20 protein-coding genes are annotated in these 18,765 nt (G+C 71.9%); 8 read left to right on the top strand and 12 right to left on the bottom strand.

Annotated features, from left to right (window positions below; translation table 11 throughout):
• The first annotated feature begins 29 nt into the window (after positions 1-29).
• A complete protein-coding gene (locus ACFV7R_RS19745) occupies positions 30-1,163 on the top strand; it encodes an Mrp/NBP35 family ATP-binding protein (protein ID WP_385264919.1) in 1,134 nt (377 codons plus the stop codon).
• Positions 1,164-1,232: 69 nt separating this feature from the next.
• On the opposite strand, the gene ACFV7R_RS19740 is transcribed toward ACFV7R_RS19745, so the two are convergent.
• The 5 genes from ACFV7R_RS19740 to sigE form a co-directional block, all read right to left on the bottom strand.
• Positions 1,233-1,889, bottom strand: coding sequence for a hypothetical protein (locus ACFV7R_RS19740; protein WP_385264917.1), 657 nt, complete (start codon positions 1,887-1,889; stop codon positions 1,233-1,235).
• Between the two features lie 189 nt (positions 1,890-2,078).
• Complete coding sequence (locus ACFV7R_RS19735; RefSeq protein WP_385264915.1) at positions 2,079-2,510, bottom strand: sec-independent translocase; 432 nt, start codon at positions 2,508-2,510, stop codon at positions 2,079-2,081.
• 165 nt (positions 2,511-2,675) lie between these two features.
• A complete protein-coding gene (locus ACFV7R_RS19730) occupies positions 2,676-4,595 on the bottom strand; it encodes a trypsin-like peptidase domain-containing protein (RefSeq protein WP_385264912.1) in 1,920 nt (639 codons plus the stop codon).
• Positions 4,596-4,729: 134 nt separating this feature from the next.
• Positions 4,730-5,725 (bottom strand): anti-sigma factor family protein, encoded by a 996-nt coding sequence (locus ACFV7R_RS19725; RefSeq protein ID WP_385264910.1) that lies wholly within the window; start codon positions 5,723-5,725, stop codon positions 4,730-4,732.
• Positions 5,722-6,495: an RNA polymerase sigma factor SigE gene (sigE, locus tag ACFV7R_RS19720; RefSeq protein ID WP_224739053.1), complete on the bottom strand. Its 774-nt coding sequence runs from the start codon at positions 6,493-6,495 to the stop codon at positions 5,722-5,724. Before sigE ends, ACFV7R_RS19725 begins: the two co-directional genes overlap by 4 nt.
• 172 nt (positions 6,496-6,667) lie before the next feature.
• Here sigE and ACFV7R_RS19715 point away from each other — a divergent pair, with 172 nt between their 5' ends.
• Positions 6,668-7,366, top strand: a complete 699-nt coding sequence (locus tag ACFV7R_RS19715; RefSeq protein WP_129801344.1) for an O-methyltransferase — start codon at positions 6,668-6,670, stop codon at positions 7,364-7,366.
• 164 nt (positions 7,367-7,530) lie between these two features.
• Here the strand turns inward: ACFV7R_RS19715 and ACFV7R_RS19710 are convergent, their stop codons facing one another.
• Complete coding sequence (locus tag ACFV7R_RS19710) at positions 7,531-7,698, bottom strand: DUF3117 domain-containing protein (RefSeq protein ID WP_003966491.1); 168 nt, start codon at positions 7,696-7,698, stop codon at positions 7,531-7,533.
• 377 nt (positions 7,699-8,075) lie between these two features.
• Here ACFV7R_RS19710 and ACFV7R_RS19705 point away from each other — a divergent pair, with 377 nt between their 5' ends.
• Complete coding sequence (locus ACFV7R_RS19705) at positions 8,076-8,885, top strand: enoyl-CoA hydratase/isomerase family protein (protein ID WP_385264907.1); 810 nt, start codon at positions 8,076-8,078, stop codon at positions 8,883-8,885.
• Between the two features lie 130 nt (positions 8,886-9,015).
• Here ACFV7R_RS19705 and ACFV7R_RS19700 read toward each other — a convergent pair whose 3' ends face one another.
• Positions 9,016-9,603: a DNA-3-methyladenine glycosylase I gene (locus ACFV7R_RS19700; protein WP_385264904.1), complete on the bottom strand. Its 588-nt coding sequence runs from the start codon at positions 9,601-9,603 to the stop codon at positions 9,016-9,018.
• Positions 9,600-9,944, bottom strand: coding sequence for a DivIVA domain-containing protein (locus tag ACFV7R_RS19695; RefSeq protein WP_385265312.1), 345 nt, complete (start codon positions 9,942-9,944; stop codon positions 9,600-9,602). Before ACFV7R_RS19695 ends, ACFV7R_RS19700 begins: the two co-directional genes overlap by 4 nt.
• Before the next feature lie 151 nt (positions 9,945-10,095).
• Here ACFV7R_RS19695 and folP point away from each other — a divergent pair, with 151 nt between their 5' ends.
• Positions 10,096-10,956 carry a dihydropteroate synthase gene (folP, locus tag ACFV7R_RS19690; RefSeq protein ID WP_385264902.1) on the top strand — a complete coding sequence of 287 codons (861 nt, stop codon included), beginning with the start codon at positions 10,096-10,098 and terminating at the stop codon, positions 10,954-10,956.
• Positions 10,957-11,014: 58 nt separating this feature from the next.
• On the opposite strand, the gene ACFV7R_RS19685 is transcribed toward folP, so the two are convergent.
• Together ACFV7R_RS19685 and dapE are read right to left on the bottom strand one after the other, a co-directional pair.
• Positions 11,015-11,773 (bottom strand): TIGR00730 family Rossman fold protein, encoded by a 759-nt coding sequence (locus ACFV7R_RS19685; RefSeq protein WP_224735858.1) that lies wholly within the window; start codon positions 11,771-11,773, stop codon positions 11,015-11,017.
• A gap of 108 nt (positions 11,774-11,881) precedes the next feature.
• Entirely contained in the window at positions 11,882-12,961 is a 1,080-nt protein-coding gene (dapE, locus tag ACFV7R_RS19680; protein ID WP_385264899.1) for a succinyl-diaminopimelate desuccinylase, read from the bottom strand.
• Positions 12,962-13,045: 84 nt separating this feature from the next.
• Here dapE and ACFV7R_RS19675 point away from each other — a divergent pair, with 84 nt between their 5' ends.
• Both ACFV7R_RS19675 and ACFV7R_RS19670 read left to right on the top strand, forming a co-directional pair.
• Positions 13,046-14,023: a heavy metal transporter gene (locus ACFV7R_RS19675; protein ID WP_385264897.1), complete on the top strand. Its 978-nt coding sequence runs from the start codon at positions 13,046-13,048 to the stop codon at positions 14,021-14,023.
• A gap of 310 nt (positions 14,024-14,333) precedes the next feature.
• Positions 14,334-14,795 carry an ATP-binding protein gene (locus ACFV7R_RS19670; RefSeq protein ID WP_385264895.1) on the top strand — a complete coding sequence of 154 codons (462 nt, stop codon included), beginning with the start codon at positions 14,334-14,336 and terminating at the stop codon, positions 14,793-14,795.
• Positions 14,796-15,010: 215 nt separating this feature from the next.
• Here ACFV7R_RS19670 and ACFV7R_RS19665 read toward each other — a convergent pair whose 3' ends face one another.
• Positions 15,011-16,105: a bifunctional succinyldiaminopimelate transaminase/glutamate-prephenate aminotransferase gene (locus tag ACFV7R_RS19665; RefSeq protein ID WP_385264892.1), complete on the bottom strand. Its 1,095-nt coding sequence runs from the start codon at positions 16,103-16,105 to the stop codon at positions 15,011-15,013.
• A 150-nt stretch (positions 16,106-16,255) separates the two neighbouring features.
• Positions 16,256-16,576 carry a ferredoxin gene (gene fdxA / locus ACFV7R_RS19660; protein WP_018089397.1) on the bottom strand — a complete coding sequence of 107 codons (321 nt, stop codon included), beginning with the start codon at positions 16,574-16,576 and terminating at the stop codon, positions 16,256-16,258.
• Between the two features lie 141 nt (positions 16,577-16,717).
• Here fdxA and ACFV7R_RS19655 point away from each other — a divergent pair, with 141 nt between their 5' ends.
• Both ACFV7R_RS19655 and ACFV7R_RS19650 read left to right on the top strand, forming a co-directional pair.
• Positions 16,718-17,734, top strand: a complete 1,017-nt coding sequence (locus ACFV7R_RS19655) for a GNAT family N-acetyltransferase (protein WP_385264888.1) — start codon at positions 16,718-16,720, stop codon at positions 17,732-17,734.
• A 23-nt stretch (positions 17,735-17,757) separates the two neighbouring features.
• Positions 17,758-18,609 carry a transglutaminase-like domain-containing protein gene (locus ACFV7R_RS19650; protein WP_385264885.1) on the top strand — a complete coding sequence of 284 codons (852 nt, stop codon included), beginning with the start codon at positions 17,758-17,760 and terminating at the stop codon, positions 18,607-18,609.
• Positions 18,610-18,765: the final 156 nt, after the last annotated feature.

Below are 18,765 nucleotides of genomic sequence, written 5' to 3'. Positions count from 1 at the left end.
CACCCGCCGGGCGCCGTACCATCGTCCTTATGGCTACGGAAGACGCGGTGCGCGAAGCACTGGCGACGGTGAACGACCCCGAGATCAACCGGCCCATCACCGAGCTCGGAATGGTCAAGTCGGTGGAGATCGGCGCGGACGGAACGGTCGCGGTCGCCGTGTACCTGACGGTCTCCGGCTGCCCCATGCGCGACACGATCACCCAGCGGGTGACCGAGGCGGTCTCCCGGGTCGAGGGCGTCACCCATGTCGACGTGACGCTCGACGTGATGAGTGACGAGCAGCGGCGCGAGCTGGCGACCGCCCTGCGCGGCGGCCAGGCCGAGCGCGAGGTCCCCTTCGCCAAACCGGGCTCGCTGACCCGCGTGTACGCGGTCGCCTCCGGCAAGGGCGGCGTCGGCAAGTCGTCCGTCACGGTCAACCTGGCGGCGGCGATGGCGGCGGACGGTCTGAAGGTCGGTGTCGTCGACGCCGACATCTACGGCCACTCCGTGCCGCGCATGCTGGGCGCCGACGGGCGTCCCACCCAGGTCGAGAACATGATCATGCCGCCGTCCGCGAACGGCGTGAAGGTCATCTCCATCGGCATGTTCACGCCGGGCAACGCGCCCGTGGTGTGGCGCGGCCCGATGCTGCACCGGGCGTTGCAGCAGTTCCTGGCGGACGTCTATTGGGGCGACCTGGACGTCCTGCTGATGGACCTTCCGCCCGGCACCGGCGACATCGCCATCTCCGTGGCCCAGCTGGTCCCGAACGCCGAGATCCTGGTCGTGACGACCCCGCAGCAGGCCGCGGCCGAGGTCGCGGAGCGGGCCGGCTCCATCGCCGTACAGACCCACCAGAAGATCGTCGGCGTGGTCGAGAACATGTCCGGCCTGCCCTGTCCGCACTGCGGCGAGATGGTCGACGTCTTCGGCACGGGCGGCGGCCAGTCGGTGGCCGACGGCCTCACCCGCACCACGGGCACGAGCGTCCCCGTCCTCGGCAACATCCCCATCGACGTCCGCCTCCGCGAGGGCGGCGACGAGGGCAAGCCGGTGGTCCTCACCGACCCGGACTCCCCGGCGGGCGCGGCCCTGCGCTCGATCGCGGGCAAGCTGGGTGGCCGGCAGCGGGGCCTGTCGGGCATGTCGCTGGGCATCACGCCGCGCAACAAGTTCTAGAACTTCCCGGAAGTGGTACGAGGTCGGGGCGCCGTCTGCGCAGACGGCGCCCCGACCTCGTCATCCTTGTTACGCGTACTCCGCGATGTCCTTGATCACGGCGAAACCCAGACCGTACGCGCTCATACCCCGGCCGTACGCCCCCAGGTGGAGCCCCTGCTCCGTCGTTCCCGCGAGCACCCAGCCGAACTCGGACTCCCGATAGTGGAAGGACGTGGGAACGCCGTCCACCGGCAGGGACAGCGTCGACCAGTCCTCGCCGGCGAGATCGTCCGCGAGGACCCACGCCGTCTCCGTCTGCTGCTCCAGCCAGTCGTCCCGCAGGGTGTGGTCCATCTGCGCGGGCCAGGTGAAGGACAGCAGCCCCACGCCGGCGAGCCAGGCCGCCGAGGAGACCGACGTGGCTTCCAGGAGCCCCGTACCGTCCGCGCTGCGCCGCACCGGGTTGGCCGCGACGGTCACCACGACCGCGAACCGTTCCCGGTCCTCCGCCGTCTCACCCCGCACCGAGGGCTCGTCACCGTGGCCGATGGAACCGTGCTCCACGGCCCCGTCGGCCGTCGTACCGACCTGCATCAGCCAGCGCGGGCCCGTGAACGCCTCGTCGAGGCCGTACCAAGGGAAGGGCGCGCGCAGGTAGCCGTCGACCGTACGCCGACCCGAGGGGAGCTGCTGTCCGCCCTCCGCGGCCGGCGCCTGTGCGACTGCCCGACTCGTCGTCTCCATGTGCCCGGACGCCTCCTCGCTCTCGTCGGACCGGGCGGCCCGCCCCCCTTCGGGCGTACTCGTCCAGTCCGCACAACAACTCGGCAGCATATCCACACCGCTGCGGGCCGCAGGGAATGCACCCGGCGCGTGGGTCGCCCGGAGGGCGCGTTCAGGCCGCGCGGGCGCGGGGATACGGGGCTCGGGTGATCAGGTGGCGTCCGCGTCGAAGGGCGGGCGCTCGTCGGGCTTCTTCGTCATGTCGACGCGGGCGCCCGAGGAAGCCGGGGAAGCCGACGGGGTGGTGGACGTCTCGGTGTCACGGCCCTGCACCGCGTCCGTGACCTCGGCCATCTCCTTCTTCAGGTCGAAGCCGTTGCGGATCTCCTTCAGCCCCAGGTCGTCGTTGTCCATCTGCTTGCGGATGAACGTCTTGGGGTTGAGGTCCTCGAACTCGAAGTCCTTGAACTCCGGGCCCAGTTCCTGCCGGATGTCCTGCTTCGCGCTCTCCGAGAACTCGCGGATCTTCCGGACCGTGCGCATCACGTCCTGGATGACCTTCGGGAGCTTGTCCGGACCGAAGACGAGCACGGCGAGGACGATGAGCGTCACCAGCTCTAGCGGTCCTATGTCATTGAACACCTGAAGCTCCTTGCGATGTCCCGGGCCGGCTCCACGGTACCCGCCGATCCTGTCCGACCGGTACCGTCCCGTGACCCCCGAGTGCGTGTAAGTGAGCGGTTTTCCGATTGTTTGCCTTGTGGGGGCGGGTTCGGGGTCCGATCCATGAGGTTTGTGTGAGTTGGCTCAGTCGCCGTCGGAGGAGCCGAGCTCCAGGGAGATCGTCCGCTCCTTGCCGTCGCGTACGACGGTCAGCTGCAGGCGGTCGCCGGGCCGGTGGGCGCGGGTCTTGACGATCAGTTCCTCGCCGGAGTGGATGCGCTGGCCGTCGACCTCGGTGATGACGTCACCCGGCTCGATGCCGGCCTTGTCACCGGGGCCGTTGCGGGTGACCGGGGGTCCGCCGTCGTTGCCCTTGGTGCCGACGCGGGCGCCGTCGCCGGTGTAGTTCATGTCGAGGGTGACGCCGATGACCGGGTGGGTCGCCCTGCCGGTGCTGATCAGCTCCTCGGCGACGCGTTTGCCCTGGTTGACGGGGATGGCGAAGCCGAGGCCGATGGAGCCGGCCTGGCCGCCGTCGAGGTCGGAGCTGCTGTCGGCGGAGCGGATCGCGGAGTTGATGCCGATGACGCGGGCCTGCGCGTCGAGCAGGGGGCCGCCGGAGTTGCCGGGGTTTATGGGGGCGTCGGTCTGCAGGGCGTCGACGTAGGAGACGTCGCTGCCGTCGCCGCTCTCGCCGCCGGCCGTGATGGGCCGCTCCTTGGCGCTGATGATTCCGGAGGTGACGGTGCCGGCCAGGTCGAAGGGCGCGCCGATGGCGACGACCGGGTCGCCGACCTGGACGTTGTCGGAGTTGCCGAGCGGCAGGGGCTCGAGCCCGCTCACCCCGCGCACCCGCACGACGGCGAGGTCGTAACCGCCGTCCGTGCCGACGACCTCGGCCTTCGCGGTGTCGCCGCTGTGGAAGGTGACGGTGATCTCGCCGTCGTCTCCGGCGGGCTCGACGACGTGGTTGTTGGTGAGGATGTGGCCACGGTCGTCGAGTACGAAGCCGGTGCCGGTGCCACCTGCCTCGGCGCCGCTGACGTGCAGGGTGACCACGCTGGGCAGGGCCCGGGCGGCGATCCCGGCCACGCTGTCCGCGGCCCGCCCGGCGGGCTCCTTTCCGGCCTGCGGCAACTCCACCTCCCCGACGCCGCCGTTCCGCTCCAGATACGCCCCTACGGCCCCACCGACGCCCCCGGACACCAGCGCGACCAGCACCACGCCGACCAGGAGCACCTTCATACCCCGCCGGTGCCGCTGCTCCTGCGTGAGCACGGCGGCACCGGTCTGCTGCAGGGGGGCGGGAGCCGGTGCGGCGCCGGGACGGGCGGCCGCCGCGGCCCAGGGGTCGTAGCGGTGCCAGGGGTTGGCGGGGGGTGGGGTGTCGGGGGTTCCTGCCGGGGCGGGCGGGAGAGCGCCGGGGGTGGGGGCGGACGCGCCCGGGGCGGGAGCCGACGCGAGGGCGCCCGGGGTGGGCGCGGGCGGGCCGGGCACGGGGGCCGGCGCAGGCGGGCCTGGCGGGCCCGCTACGGGAGCCGGTCCCGAGATGTCTGTGCCGGGTGCGGGGGCGCCGTGCGAGGGTGCGGGGGCGCCGTGCGAGGGTGCCGGGGCGCCGGGCAGGGGGGCTGCCGGTGTCGGCGTGGGCATGCCGTGCTGCGGAGCGGGCGCCGGTATCGCCGTGCCGTTCGCGGGTGTGGCCGCCGGCATCCCCGTGCCGTTCGCCGGTGTGGCCGCCGGGTGCTGCACCGGCGGAGCCGGCGCCCAGGGTCCGGGCTCGCCGTACGGCGGGGTGCTGTAGGGGTCGGGGTCGTGCAGGGGCTTCTCGGCAGCGGGCGGGGCGTCCGGGGCCACGCCCGCTGCCGGGACGGAATCCGGCTCTTCGGCGGACGCCGGAGCCGCAGACACCGTCCCCTCGGCCACATCCTCCGGGCGCCTCAGTTCGAAGTCGCCCTCGGAGGACGCCGCGTCGCTTCGGGCCGCTGCGGAGCGGTCCGGCTCATAACCCCCTCCGGCGTCGCCAAAGGGCGACGCCGGGCCCTGCGTGGGCTTCCCCTCGTTCATGCTCTCCCCACAGCCGGCCGCGGCACGGCTCGTCATCGGTGGCCGCAGTTCGTCGGTTCCGCGCCGGTCGCCATGACGTGGGCGCGGTTCACCCTGGATTCAACCAGGTTCACGCGCCGGGGTGCAGCGGCCGGTCAGCGGGGTGTGGCGGAGGAGGACGAGGACGGGGCGGGGCTCGCGTCGGGACCGGGCGCCGCGAGCAGGCCGGGGGCCGTGATCTCCGGTGCCGTCGACCATGTGGTCAGGGAGATCGGCGGGGCCGTCGAGAGCGGACGTATCAGCGGGGACATCGCGGCAGCACCGGCCACCACGGGCGCCGCAAGCGTGTGCAGGCGCGCCTCGGCCTGCGCGACAAGCGGTGCCGGCGCTCCGGGCAGGAGCGGCGCGGACACCTCCGTCGGGGCCACCGGGGTGTCCCCGAGGGCCCGTCCGCCCTGGCTCTGCGCGAGAAGGGGGCCGGCCCCGCGGCGCCGCTGGTTGTCGGGCACCGTCGCGGCTCCCGCTCCCGGCGTACGCATCGGCGTCACCTTGCTGCCGTTCCCGGAGCCGCCGCGGGTGTCCGTGTCGCCCGGCGCGCCCGTGGTCACACCGCCCAGCGCGATCGCGGCCAGCGACACCGCACCGGCGGCGACGAACGCGAACCGCCGCCCGCGCGAGGCCGCCGCACGCTCGGCCTCGCTGCGGCCGACGTCATGGATACGGAAGCCCCGCTGTGCGCCGGAGGCCGGGAGTACGGGCGTGTGGGAGGCGGCAGGGACGTAGTCGAACTCGAAGCGCTCTCCCCGCCTCAGGCCGAAGACGCCGGGCGTCCCGGTGCGTCCGGGGAGTCCGCCGCCGAATCCTCCCCCGACCGGCGGTACACCGCCGTCGGCGTCACCTCCCCCGGGCAACCCCTGAAGGCGCGCCAGGAAGCTCTCGGAGGGCGGCGGCGGGGCGGCCTCCGCGAAGACGTTCTTCAGCCGGCGCTGGGCGTCGACCTCCGCCTTGCACTTCGGGCAGGTCGCCACGTGCGCCAGCACGCGCTCACGCGTGTCATGACCGAGCTCGCCGTCGACCAGGGCGGCGAGTCGGTCTCCCAGATGCTGCTCTGCGAGGTGTCCCTCGGCAGGGTTCGGCCGTGATCCACTCACGCGGACGCGCCCCCTCCCCCCAGAGCGGGAACGCGGGCCACGAAGGAGCGGCGCTCGGCACGCGCCTCCGGCGAGCGGTGCGCGAGGGCCTTGCGCAGCTGCGAACGGCCACGGTGGATCCGGGAGCGGACCGTGCCGAGCTTCACGCCGAGCGTCGCGGCGATCTCCTCGTACGACAGTCCTTCGATGTCGCACAGGACGACCGCGGCACGGAACTCGGGTGCGAGGGTGTCGAGGGCCTGCTGGACGTCCGCGTCGAAGTGCGCGTCGTTGAGGACCTGCTGCGGGGTCGGCTCACGGCTGGGCAGCCGCTCGGCCGCGTCCTCACCGAGGGCGTCGAAGCGGATGCGCTGCTTGCGGCGGACCATGTCCAGGAAGAGGTTCGTGGTGATGCGGTGCAGCCAGCCCTCGAACGTGCCCGGCGTGTACGTGGAAAGGGAGCGGAAGACGCGGACGAAGACCTCCTGGGTGAGGTCCTCGGCGTCGTGCTGGTTGCCTGTGAGGCGGTACGCCAGCCGGTAGACGCGGCCACTGTGCGTGCTGACGATCTCCTCCCACGTGGGCGGAGTCCACGCCTGCCCGTCCGCGTCGGTGGAGAACGTCGCGGTCCGGTCGTGGTCAGCGGCGTGGCTGTGGTCAGCAGCGGTGTCGTTCACGGATTTCGGCCTGCCCGCCGACCCGAGGAAGCGCCGCAGCACTCCTGCCCGGTTCAAAGGCGCAGCCGCACCTCCCCTGTCAGCTCTGGTGGTGTCCAGTGGAGCCCCTACCATAGCCACCTCGTCCGTTAGCTCCGGATAAGCGGTTTTACGAGAAATTGATCTGTGCTGGTACGGCTGATGCGGTTGATGCGGCTGCGTCAGCACTTGCTCGGCGTCCCGCGAGTCGTCGTGATCCAACCGTGTCCCCCGCTCCTGTCTCCCACCCTTCTAAACGCCTGGTCCCATCTGCGGGTTCCCGGCGGCAACGGATACAGTCACGCCCAGGCAACCACGGGGACAGGAGAGGGTCATTACCGGCAACCGGCAGACGAGCTGGGCGTTCGCCGACGCCTATGTCGCCGAGGACGAAGCGCTGCGCTGGGCCCGTGACCGGGCCCGCGAAGCAGGGCTGCGCTCGGTGTCGCCCGGCACGGGCGCCGCGCTGAGGTTGCTGGCCGCTTCCGTGGACGCCAAGGCCATCGCGGAGATCGGCACCGGGACCGGTGTGTCAGGGATCCATCTGCTGTTCGGGATGCGGCCGGACGGCGTCCTGACCACCGTGGATCCCGAGCCCGAGCACCAGCAGTTCGCCCGGCAGGCCTTCCGTGCTTCGGGGTTCGCCAGCAATCGCGCCCGTTTCATCCCGGGCCGCGCCCTGGACGTCCTTCCGCGGCTCGCGGACGCCGGCTATGACCTCGTCTTCTGCGACGGCGACCGGCTGGAGGTGCTGGAGTACCTCGCTGAATCGTTGCGCCTGCTGCGTCCCGGCGGGCTGGTCGTGTTCGAGGGTGTCTTCGCGAACGGCCGCACGGTGGACTCGGGACCCCAGCCGACGGAGGTACTGCGGCTTCGGGAGCTGCTGCGCGCGGTGCGCGAGAGCCAGGAACTGGTGCCGTCGCTGCTGCCGGTGGGCGACGGCTTGCTGTGCGCGGTGAAGCGATAACCCCGGGCGACAGCCCCGAGCGATAACTCCTGGCGACAGCCCCGAGCGATAACTCCTGGCGACAGCCCTGAGCGACAATCCCTGGCCGGTCGACCTGGGCAAACAGTCGCCCCGGCACCGAAATACGGTGCCGGGGCGACTGAAAGGGTATGGTCGCCTGCGGGTCAGCCCACGACCTTCTTGAGGGCGTCGCCGAGCGCGTCGGCCTCGTCCGGGGTCAGCTCGACGACGAGCCGACCGCCGCCTTCGAGCGGAACGCGCATGACGATGCCCCGCCCCTCCTTGGTCACCTCGAGCGGGCCGTCACCCGTCCGCGGCTTCATGGCCGCCATGCTCGTTCCCCTTCCTGAAAACCAGCTCATCGTCAAAGCCGACGGCCCGCTGAAGGGCACGCGCGGTCCGTGAGGGGACACGCGACACCGGCATCGAACACATTGCTTCCAAGCCATTATCCCGCATCTCACGACCCGATGACCAACATCAGTCGGCATCGCTTGGGCAACGCGCGCGAGCAAAACCACTCAATTCGGCGATGTAACTGCGATACTGCGCAGCCGCACGGACTTCCGCGGAGCGGAAGCCGGGACACATTCTTTGACGCAGGTCACATGGACGCTCGGGGCCGTTGTCGGTGATCTCCGCCATGCTGTCCTCAGACAGGACGTACTGCCCGGTACGCCCGCAGCCGCAACTCCGGAGGGGATACGCCATGGCCGACACCGTGCTCTACGAGGTGAGCGACGGGCTTGCGACGATCACGCTGAACCGCCCCGAGGCGATGAACGCGCTGAACATCGAGACCAAGGTCGCCCTCAGGGAGGCGGTCCAGTCCGCGGCGGCGGACGACGCCGTACGGGCGGTGCTGCTGACCGCGTCCGGGGACCGGGCGTTCTGCGTGGGGCAGGACCTCAAGGAGCACATCGGGCTGCTGGCCGCCGACCGGGAGGCGGGCGGGGGCGAAGGGCAGACGATGAGCACGGTGCGGGAGCACTACAACCCGATCGTGCGGGCGCTCACGGGCATGGCGAAGCCGGTGGTCGCGGGCGTGAACGGGGTCGCGGCCGGGGCGGGCTTCGGCTTCGCGCTCGCCGCGGACTACCGGGTGGTGGCCGACACCGCCGCCTTCAACACGTCCTTCGCCGGTGTGGCACTGACCGCCGACTCCGGGATCTCCTGGACCCTGCCGCGCGTCGTCGGGCCGGGGCGGGCCGCCGACCTGCTGCTGTTCCCGCGGAGCATCAAGGCGCAGGAGGCGTACGAGCTGGGGATCGCGAACCGACTGGTGCCGGCCGCGGAGCTGCGGGCGGAGGCCGAGAAGGTGGCGCGGGCGCTGGCCGAGGGACCGACGGTGGCCTATGGGGCGATCAAGGAGGCGGTCGCTTATGGGCTGTCCCACTCCTTGGCGGAGACGCTGGAGAAGGAGGATGAGCTGCAGACTCGGGCGGGGTCCTCGGAGGACCATGCGATTGCGGTGCAGGCCTTTGTGAACAAGGAGAAGCCGAAGTACTTGGGCCGGTGAGTTCGGGGGGCGAAAGCTCCGTCGGGGGCTGCGGGTCCGTTGTGGTTGGTCGCGCCCACGGTGGGGGTCCCCCGCTCGAGCGAAGCCGAGAGCGGGGGAGGAGCCGCATATCGAGCACAGCCCCGCGCCCCTAAAGGGCGCTTCGTGCCACGCACGCTTCCAAGTGATCGTCTACCAGACCGCACGCCTGCATCAACGCATACGCCGTCGTCGGGCCCACGAAGCGCAGGCCTCTCTTCTTCAGAGCCTTGGACAAGGCCGTCGACTCGGGCGTGACCGCCGGGACGTCGGACAGCGTCTTCGGGATCGGGCGGGTCGCCGCGTCGGGGGCGTGGGACCAGATCAGGGCGTCCAGCTCGCCCGGGGACCAGTCGGCCAGCACGCGCGCGTTGGCGAGGGTCGCGTCGATCTTGGCGCGGTTGCGGATGATGCCGGGGTCGGCGAGCAGGCGCTCGCGGTCGGCGTCCGTGAAGGCGGCCACCTTGGCGATCTCGAAACCGGCGAAGGCGGCGCGGAAGCCGGGGCGGCGGCGCAGGATGGTGATCCAGGACAGGCCGGACTGGAAGGCCTCCAGGGCCAGCCGCTCGAACAGGGCGTCGTCGCCGTGGACCGGGCGGCCCCACTCCGCGTCGTGATACGTCACGTAGTCCTCGGTGGACAGGGCCCAGGGGCAGCGCAGGGCGCCGTCCGGGCCTGCCAGGGCCGTGCCGTCGCTCACCGGTCCTCCTCCGGCCCGTGTTTCTCCAGGGAGGCGCGGGCTGCGGCCCGGGCGCCGGCCAGGGCGGACTCCAGGTCGGCGATCCGGGCGTCGCGCTCGGCGAGCTCGGCGGCGAGGCGGCCCAGGGCGTCGTCCACGTCCGCCATGCGGTAGCCGCGGGCGGCGAGCGGGAAGCGCAGGGAGTCGACGTCCGCCCGGGCGACCGGGCGGTCCGGGGGCAGCGGGTCGTGGAGCCGCTCGGGGGCCGCCTCGGGCAGCGGACCGTGCTCGCCGCCGCCCACCACGGCGAGTGTCACCGCCGCGACGACGACGGCGAGGGCCACGACCAGGAACAAGAACATCACCATCGCTGAAGGTCCCCACGCGGAGTGTGCCGGCGTTCGCCGACATCGAATGTGTCAGGGTCCGATCGTGCCATGCGAGTCTGACAGTTAGGGTCGCAGGCGGTCGGAAAGGCCGCGGGCCAGGACGTACGAGGAGAGGTCACAGGGGATGCTCAGGCTGGGCAGGCGGGAGTTCCACCCGCACGAGCCGGTGATCATGGCGATCGTGAACCGGACCCCGGACTCCTTCTACGACCGCGGGGCCACCTTCCACGACGAGCCCGCCCTCGCGCGCGTGGAGCAGGCGGTGGCGGAGGGGGCCGCGATCATCGACATCGGCGGGGTCAAGGCCGGCCCGGGCGAGGAGGTGACCGCCGAGGAGGAGGCGCGGCGGACGGTCGGGTTCGTGGCGGAGGTCCGGCGGCGGTTCCCGGACGTCGTGATCAGCGTGGACACCTGGCGGCACGAGGTCGGCGAGGCCGTGTGCGAGGCCGGGGCGGATCTGCTGAACGACGCGTGGGGCGGGGTGGATCCGCGGCTCGCGGAGGTCGCCGCGCGGTACGGGGTGGGGCTGGTGTGCACGCATGCCGGCGGTGCGGAGCCGCGTACCCGGCCGCATCGGGTGACGTACGACGACGTCATGGCCGACATCCTGCGGGTGACCGTCGGGCTGGCCGAGCGGGCGGTGTCGCTGGGGGTACCGCGGGAGTCGGTGCTGATCGATCCCGGGCACGACTTCGGGAAGAACACCCGGCACAGTCTGGAGGCGACGCGCAGGCTCGGGGAGATGGTGGAGACCGGGTGGCCGGTGCTGGTGTCGCTGTCCAACAAGGACTTCGTGGGAGAGACGCTGGACAAGCCCGTCAAGGAGCGGGTGATCGGCACGCTGGCGACGACTGCGGTGTCCGCGTGGCTCGGGGCGCAGGTGTACCGGGTGCACGAGGTGGCGGAGACGCGGCAGGTGCTCGACATGGTGGCGTCGATCGCGGGCCACCGGGAGCCTGCGGTGGCCCGGCGGGGGCTGGCGTAGGGCGTTGCCCGTGCCGTACCAGGGGGCTCCGCCCTCTGGGCCCCCGCCTGTGTGCCGGCTAGCGCCCCGCCTCCTTCGACACCAACGCCACCGCCTCCTCCACGTCGTCCGTGACGTGGAAGAGGTGCAGGTCCTTCTCCGAGGCCTTGCCCTGGGCGACCAGGGTGCTGCGGAGCCAGTCGACGAGGCCGCCCCAGTACTGGCTGCCGAAGAGGACGATCGGGAAGCGGGTGACCTTCTGGGTCTGGACGAGGGTGAGCGCCTCGAAGAGTTCGTCCAGGGTGCCGAGGCCGCCCGGCAGGACCACGAAGCCCTGCGCGTACTTGACGAACATCATCTTCCGGACGAAGAAGTAGCGGAAGTTGAGGCCGATGTCGACGTAGGGGTTCAGGCCCTGCTCGAAGGGCAGCTCGATGCCGAGGCCGACCGAGATGCCACCCGCCTCGCACGCGCCCTTGTTGGCGGCCTCCATCGCCCCGGGGCCGCCGCCCGTGATGACCGCGAAGCCCGCCTCGACCAGGCCTCGGCCCAGGCGGACACCGATGTCGTATTCCGAGGAGTCCACCGGCGTACGGGCGGAGCCGAACACGCTGATGGCGGGCGGGAGTTCGGCCAGCGTGCCGAATCCCTCGATGAACTCCGACTGGATGCGCAGGACTCGCCAGGGGTCCGTGTGGACCCAGTCCGACGGGCCGCCCGCGTCCAGCAGTCGCTGGTCCGTCGTGCTCGCCGTCACCTGGCTCCGCCGTCGGAGGACCGGGCCGAGGCGCTGCTCCTCCGGCGGCTGCTTCTTGCCCTCAGGGTTGCCGGTGGCCATGTGCGCTCCCTCCGTTGCGGGGTCGTTCCACCTCAGCGTAGATCTACGCGGGTTAAGGACGGGGTACGTGTGCATGTCCGCCATGAAGCGCCACAGCACCGGCCGGTCTCACGCCGTGAGCCAGGACCTCAGGCGCTCCTCGCCCGCCAGGATCTTCGCCGTTTCGACCCGTTCGTCCCGCTTGTGCGCCAAGTGCGGGTTGCCCGGACCGTAGTTGACCGCGGGGATGCCCAGCGCGCTGAACCGGGAGACGTCCGTCCAGCCGTACTTCGGCTGCGGGGTGCCCCCGACCGCCTCGATGAAGGCCGCCGCGGCCGGGTGGGACAGGCCGGGCAGGGCGGCTCCGCTGTGGTCGTCGACGACGAAGTCGGTCACCCCGCAGTCCGCGAAGACCTCGCGGACGTGGGCGATCGCCTCCTCCTCGGTGCGGTCCGGGGCGTAACGGAAGTTGACCGTCACGACGCACTCGTCCGGGATGACATTTCCGGCCACACCCCCCGAAATCCCCACAGCGTTCAGGCCCTCGCGATACTCCAGACCGTCGATCACGGGGTAGCGGGGCTCGTACGCGGCCAGGCGGGCCAGGATCGGCGCCGCCGCGTGGATCGCGTTGGAGCCCATCCAGCTGCGCGCCGAGTGGGCCCGTTCGCCCCTGGTCTTCAGCAGCACGCGCAGGGTGCCCTGGCAGCCGCCCTCGACCTGGCCGTCCGACGGTTCCAGCAGCACCGCGAAGTCGCCCCGCAGCCACTCCGGATGGGCCTCGGCGACATGCTTGAGGCCGTTGAGCTCGGCGGCGACCTCCTCGTTGTCGTAGAAGACGAACGTCAGGTCGCGGTTCGGGGCCGGGACGGTGGCCGCGATGCGCAGCTGGACCGCGACGCCCGCCTTCATGTCGCAGGTGCCGCAGCCCCACAGCACACCCTCGTCGTCCAGCCTGGACGGCACGTTGTCGGCGATCGGCACGGTGTCGATGTGACCGGCGAGGATCACGCGCTCCGCCCGGCCCAGGTCCGTACGGGCGACGACGTTGTTGCCGTAGCGGTCGACCGTCAGGTGCGGCAGGGCGCGCAGGGCACCCTCGATCGCGTCCGCGAGCGGCTTCTCGCTGCCGCTCTCGGAGGGGAAGTCGACGAGCCGGGCGGTGAGCTGTGCGGCGTCCAGGGTGAGGTCAAGCGGGGTGTCGGCCATGCCGTCGACCCTAACGCGCGCCCAACCTCGCACGAGTTCCCACACTCACACCGGGCACACCGTACTCTCCAGTACCTTGTACGGATGCCAGAGCCGTCCCCTACTCCTCAGCGTCGTGGCCGCCTCTTCCGTAGCGGGGCGGCCTTCGTGGTCCTGCTCGCGGTCGCGGGCTATCTCGTGGTGCAGTACGTCACCGGAGGCCCCGGCGGTCCGCAGTGCAAGGTCGTGTCGGCCGACGCCGACGGGGCGACGTACGAGTTCACGCCCGAGCAGGCGGTGAACGCGGCGACGATCACCGCCGTCGGCACCGCGCGCGGTCTGCCCGAGCGGGCCGTGACGATCGCGCTGGCGACCGCCCTCCAGGAGTCGGCGCTGCGCAACATCGACCACGGCGACCGGGACTCGCTCGGCCTGTTCCAGCAGCGGCCGTCGCAGGGCTGGGGCACGGAGCAGGACATCATGGACCCGATCTACTCGGCGGGCATGTTCTACGACCACCTGGTCAAGGTGCCCGACTACACCCGGCTGCCGCTCACCGTGGCCGCGCAGCGCGTGCAGCGCAGCGGGTTTCCGGAGGCCTACGCCAAGCACGAGCCGGACGCCACCCTGCTCGCCGCCGCGCTCACCGGGCGGGCCGCGGCCACGCTGACCTGTCAGGGCCGGCCGGGCGCAGCCCCCACCGCCGGTCCGGACACGGTGCGCTCCGCGCTCGTACGGGACTTCGGGCGGGACGCGGTGGCGCAGGCCGGCGCGGAGGTGGGTGCGACGCCGACGCCCGCGCCGAGCGACCTGATCACCGAGACCAGCGGGCGCACGGTGACCGTACCGGTGACCGCGGACACCGGCGCCGACGGACGCAGCGTCCGCGAGCGCGGCTGGCAGCTCGCGCACTGGGCGGTCGCCAACGCCTCCGCACTGCACATCGAGCGCGTCTCGTACGCCGGCCGGGAGTGGACGGCCGGGAACACCGACAGCCGGTGGCGTCCGGCGTCCGGAGACGGGAAGGGCGCCGACGGGGCGGAGAGCGCCGCGAGCGCCGTCCGGATCGTCGCTGCACAGTAGTGCGGGGCTTCCCCCTCAGGGGTTACGTGTATGGACGGCCGGTGACGGTGTGATCAGGTTTTCGTGACCTCACCCTCACATCCATCAAAACCCTTGAAAACAAAGGGCGGTAAGGATTCGGCAGACTTTGCAGCCGGGCGTCCTTTGCCCGTTTTTATCCGGAGCTGATAATGCGACACATTGCCAATTCTTTACACTGGGCCGCCGCAACCTTCGGGGGCTTCGAGCGGTAGTCACTGCGTCCGAGCCCGGAGATCAACAGCCGGGCGCGGCCGGACACTTCCTCGTTTCCTCCCGTCAAAGGAGCACCATGTCCCTCCCTCTGACCCGTCGGATCGCCCGTGCCGCGCTGCTCGTCGCAGCGGGAGCGGCTGCCGGGGTCGGTGCGGCCGGCTCCGCCAGCGCGGCCCCCGAGAAGCCCGCCACCCCCAACGTCGGCGGGCTGACTGCCCTGGACGGGGCGAGCGTCGGCAACACCGTCGACGGCGCGGCCAAGGACGTCACCGGTGCCGCGGGCGACACCGGCAGCAAGGCGGTCAAGCAGTCGGTGCCGACCGCCGGCAAGACCGGTGGCCAGATTGCCAAGAAGGCGACGCCGGCGGTGCAGAAGGCTGCGGGTGACGCTGCCGGGGCGGCCGGGGAAGTCGTGGGTGACACCGCTTCGACGGCGACGAAGGGTGGGCTGCCGACGGATGGGCTGGCCAAGGGTGGGCTGCCGACGCAGACTCTGCCGAAGAAGTCGCTGCCGGCCACGGGGCTGCCGATCGGCTGACGCCGGGTTGTACGGCGGTGGGGTCCAGGGGGTTCCCTGGACCCCGTTCGTTTTTGCGTGCGCTTGTGTTGGCAGGGGCCAAGGCCGGTTGCAGCGGTGCCCGGCGCTGCAGGCTGTGCCCACCCTCCCCCACTCTCGACTTCGCTCGAGCGGGGGGACCCCCATCGCCCTGCGGAACGACTGCCCACAGCGGTCAGCGGTCAGCGGTATCGGTGTCAGGCGAGGCGCTTTACCGCTGCTCGTACCCGCTCGTCTGTCGCCGTGAAGGCTACGCGTACGAAGTTTTCGCCTGCTGGGCCGTAGAAGTCGCCGGGGGCCACCAGGATGCCGAGGTCGGCCAGGTGGGCGACCGTGGTCCAGCAGGGTTCGTCGCGGGTGGCCCAGAGGTACAGGCTCGCCTCGCTGTGCTCGATGCGGAAGCCGTGGTTCAGCAGCGCCTCGCGCAGCGCCGTGCGGCGGGCTGCGTAGCGCTCGCGCTGGACACGGACGTGGTCGTCGTCGCCGAGTGCGGCCACCACGGCCGCCTGGGTGGGCGCCGACGTCATCATGCCGCCGTGCTTGCGGATCTCCAGGAGGGGGCCGAGAACGGCGGGGTCGCCGGCCAGGAAGGCCGCGCGGTAGCCCGCGAGGTTGGAGCGCTTGGAGAGCGAGTGGACGGCGACGATGCCCTCGTACGAGCCGCCGTTGACGTCCGGGTGGAGGACGGAGACCGGGTCGGCCTCCCAGCCCAGTTCGAGGTAGCACTCGTCGGAGACGAGCAGCACGCCGTGCTCGCGGGCCCAGGCGACGATCCGGGTCAGTTCCTCCTTCGACAGGACCCTGCCCGTCGGGTTGGAGGGTGAGTTGAGCCAGAGGAGCTTCAGGTTCGCCGGGTCGAGCTCGGTCGGGTCGTCGTAGACCTCGTGGTCCGCACGGGCCAGGCGCGCGCCCACCTCGTAGGTCGGGTAGGCCAGGCGGGGGTAGGCGACCTTGTCGCCGGGGCCGAGGCCCAGCTGGGTGGGGAGCCAGGCGACCAGTTCCTTGGAGCCGACGATCGGCAGGACGTGATGGTGGGTGACGTCCCGGGCGCCGAGGCGGCGGCGCAGCCAGCCGGTGATCGCGTCACGCAGCTCCGGCGTGCCCCAGACCGTCGGGTAGCCCGGGGAGTCGGCCGCCGCGACCAGCGCCTTCTGGATCAGCTCGGGGACCGGGTCGACCGGAGTGCCGACGGACAGGTCGACGATGCCGTCCGGGTGAGCGGCGGCCGTCTGCTTGTACGGCGCCAATTTGTCCCAGGGGAAGGTGGGCAGGCGGTCGGAGACTGCGGACACGGTTCTGGCTCACTTTCTCGTGCGTACGAGCCGTTCGGGACGGCAAACGCCTCGGTCCCGTACGGCGGTGACCGCCGCGAGGGCGATCAGGCCGTACGGAACCGAGGCGACGCTCCTCAAGCGACGGCTGGGGTCCGCCCAGCGGGCCGCTTACTGGTTCTGCGGCGGAAGCGCGGCGATGAAGGGGTGGTCGCGCTCGATCAGGCCGAGCTTGCTGGCGCCGCCGGGCGAGCCGAGCTCGTCGAAGAACTCGACGTTCGCCTTGTAGTAGTCCTTCCACTCTTCCGGAGTGTCGTCCTCGTAGAAGATCGCCTCGACCGGGCAGACCGGCTCACAGGCACCACAGTCGACGCATTCGTCCGGGTGGATGTACAAGGACCGGGAGCCCTCGTAGATGCAGTCGACCGGGCACTCCTCGATGCACGCCTTGTCCTTGACGTCGACACAAGGCTGCGCGATGACGTAGGTCACGCTGTCGTTCCTCCTCGATACGGGCGCTGGCGGGCCTCCTCAGGCTCCGCCGCCTGGCGCGCGGGAGCGCGGCGTCGTCGATGCCCGCCCCTAGTATCTCCGTTCTTGGGCATGATCCGAACAGGAGGGGTGGACTGACCTGTGGAATTCTCGCCGATAGGACGCCTTGAGGTCCGTATCACCGCTGCTGACGTGGGCAAACGGGTCTCCGTACGGCGGTTGGGCCACCCTGGTGTCACGCAGGAGAAATTCACCGACACGGTGGGTGTTCTCACATCCTGGAACAACGGGGTGCTGGTGATCACACGCCGGGACGGTGAAAGCGTCCGGATCGAGGAATCCTCGCTGGTCGCGGGCAAGGTGGTGCCCGCGGCACCGGCCCGGCGGCGGGGGCCGTCCGCGTCGTACCAGGAGCTTGTGCGGGTCGCGGCCCGGGCGTGGCGGCCGGTGGAGAGCGAACGGCTCGGCGAGTGGGAGCTGCGGGCCGCCGCCGGGTTCACCCGGCGAGCCAACTCCGTGCTGCCGCTCGGCGACCCCGGCATGCCGCTCGACGAGGCGTTGACCGTCGTACGGCGGTGGTACCGCGACCGCGGCCTGCCCGCGTACGTCCAGACCGCCACCGGCGCCGAGGGCACGCAGGAGCTGCTGTGCGCGGAGCTGGAGGAGCGCGGGTGGGTGCGTGAGGTGACCGCCGAGCTGTGGATCGGGGCACTCGCGCCGGTCGCCGACCGGGCCGAGGGGGCCGGGGTCGTGCTGTCCCGGGAGGCGGACGCGGCCTGGCTGGCGCGGTATCAGCGCAAGGGCGTGAGCGAGGTGGCGTTGAGAGTGCTGGGGAGCGGGCCTTCGGTGTGGTTCGCGACCGTCCCCGGTGCAGGCACGGGGGCGCCCGCCGCGATCGGGCGGTGTGTGGTCGACGGGCGGTGGGCCGGGTTCGCCGCCGTCGAGGTCGATCCGGCGCTACGGCGGCAGGGACTGGCCGGCGCCGTGATGGCCGCGCTGGCCCGGCAGGCCCTCGACGAGGGCGCATCGGCGGCGTGGCTCCAGGTCGAGACGGACAATGTGGGGGCACGGGCGCTGTACGCCGGGATGGGCTTCACTGCGCATCACGCGTACCACCACTACCGGGAGCCACAGGCGTCCGGCGCACCTGGGCACTGACAGCGGGAGGTCGGCAGGTGGTCATGCAACCCCCCTTCCCCCCACCGCCGGAGCGGTCCGCCGAGCTGCGGCGGCGGTTCGCCGAGGAGGCGCGGTCCGAGCGGCCCGATGTGGCCACGCTGTGTCTGCTCGTCGGCGCGGAGGCCGACGGGGCGCTGGACGACGTCGGGATCGACGCCGCGCAGGTGGAGCTGGACGAGCTGGCCGGGCGGCTGCCCTTCCGGCCGGGCGGGCCGCGCGCCTGGGCCGAGGCGCTGCGTGAACTGCTCGGGGAGCGGTGCGGGTTCCACGGCACACCGGGCGATTACCAGCGTCTGGAGTCCTCGCTGCTGCATGCCGTGCTGCGGCGGCGGCGCGGGCTGCCGATTCTGCTGTCGGTGGTGTGGGTGGAGGTGGCGCGGCGGGCGGGGGCTCCGGTGTACGGGGTGGCGCTGCCGGGGCACTTCGTGGTCGGGTTCGGGGAGCCGGCGGAGCAGGTGCTCGCCGACCCGTTCGAGGGTGGGCGGGTGCTGACCGGGCACGACGCGGAGCTGCTGGTCGTGGGGGCCACGGGGGCGCCGTTGGATTCCTCGATGCTGGTGCCCGCGGCGCCGTTGGACGTCGTGCTGCGGATCCTGAACAACATCCGGGCGTGGGCGGCTGCGCGGGCCGAGCGGACGGATGTGGCGTTGTGGGCCGTCGAGCTGTCGCTGTTGCTGCCGGCGCATCCTGCGCGGTTGCGTTACGAGCGGGCGCAGTTGCTGGTGCGGCGGGGGGATTTCCTGGGCGGGGCGCGGGAGTTGGACGCGTATGCAGAGGTGGTGGGTGCGGTGGACGAGGGGACGGCCGAGCGGGTGCGGGGGGAGGCTTCGGCGGCTCGGGCGATGCTCAATTAGCGGTTCGCCGCGGGGGGCGTACGACGGAGGGGGGGGCCCGCGGGGGGCGGGCGCCCCCCCCACAGCGGCCGCGGGCCCCGCGGGGGGGGGGGGGGGGGTGAGGTGGTAGTGCGCGGCCGGGGGGTTGCCGCGCCGCGCCGGGGGCCGCGCGGACGC

Source organism: Streptomyces sp. NPDC059866 (assembly GCF_042731325.1).
In the GTDB taxonomy this organism is placed as follows: Bacteria; Actinomycetota; Actinomycetes; order Streptomycetales; family Streptomycetaceae; genus Streptomyces; species Streptomyces flavusporus.
The sequence above is the reverse complement of the archived record's forward strand: the minus strand, read 5'-3'. Positions and strand labels throughout refer to the sequence as shown.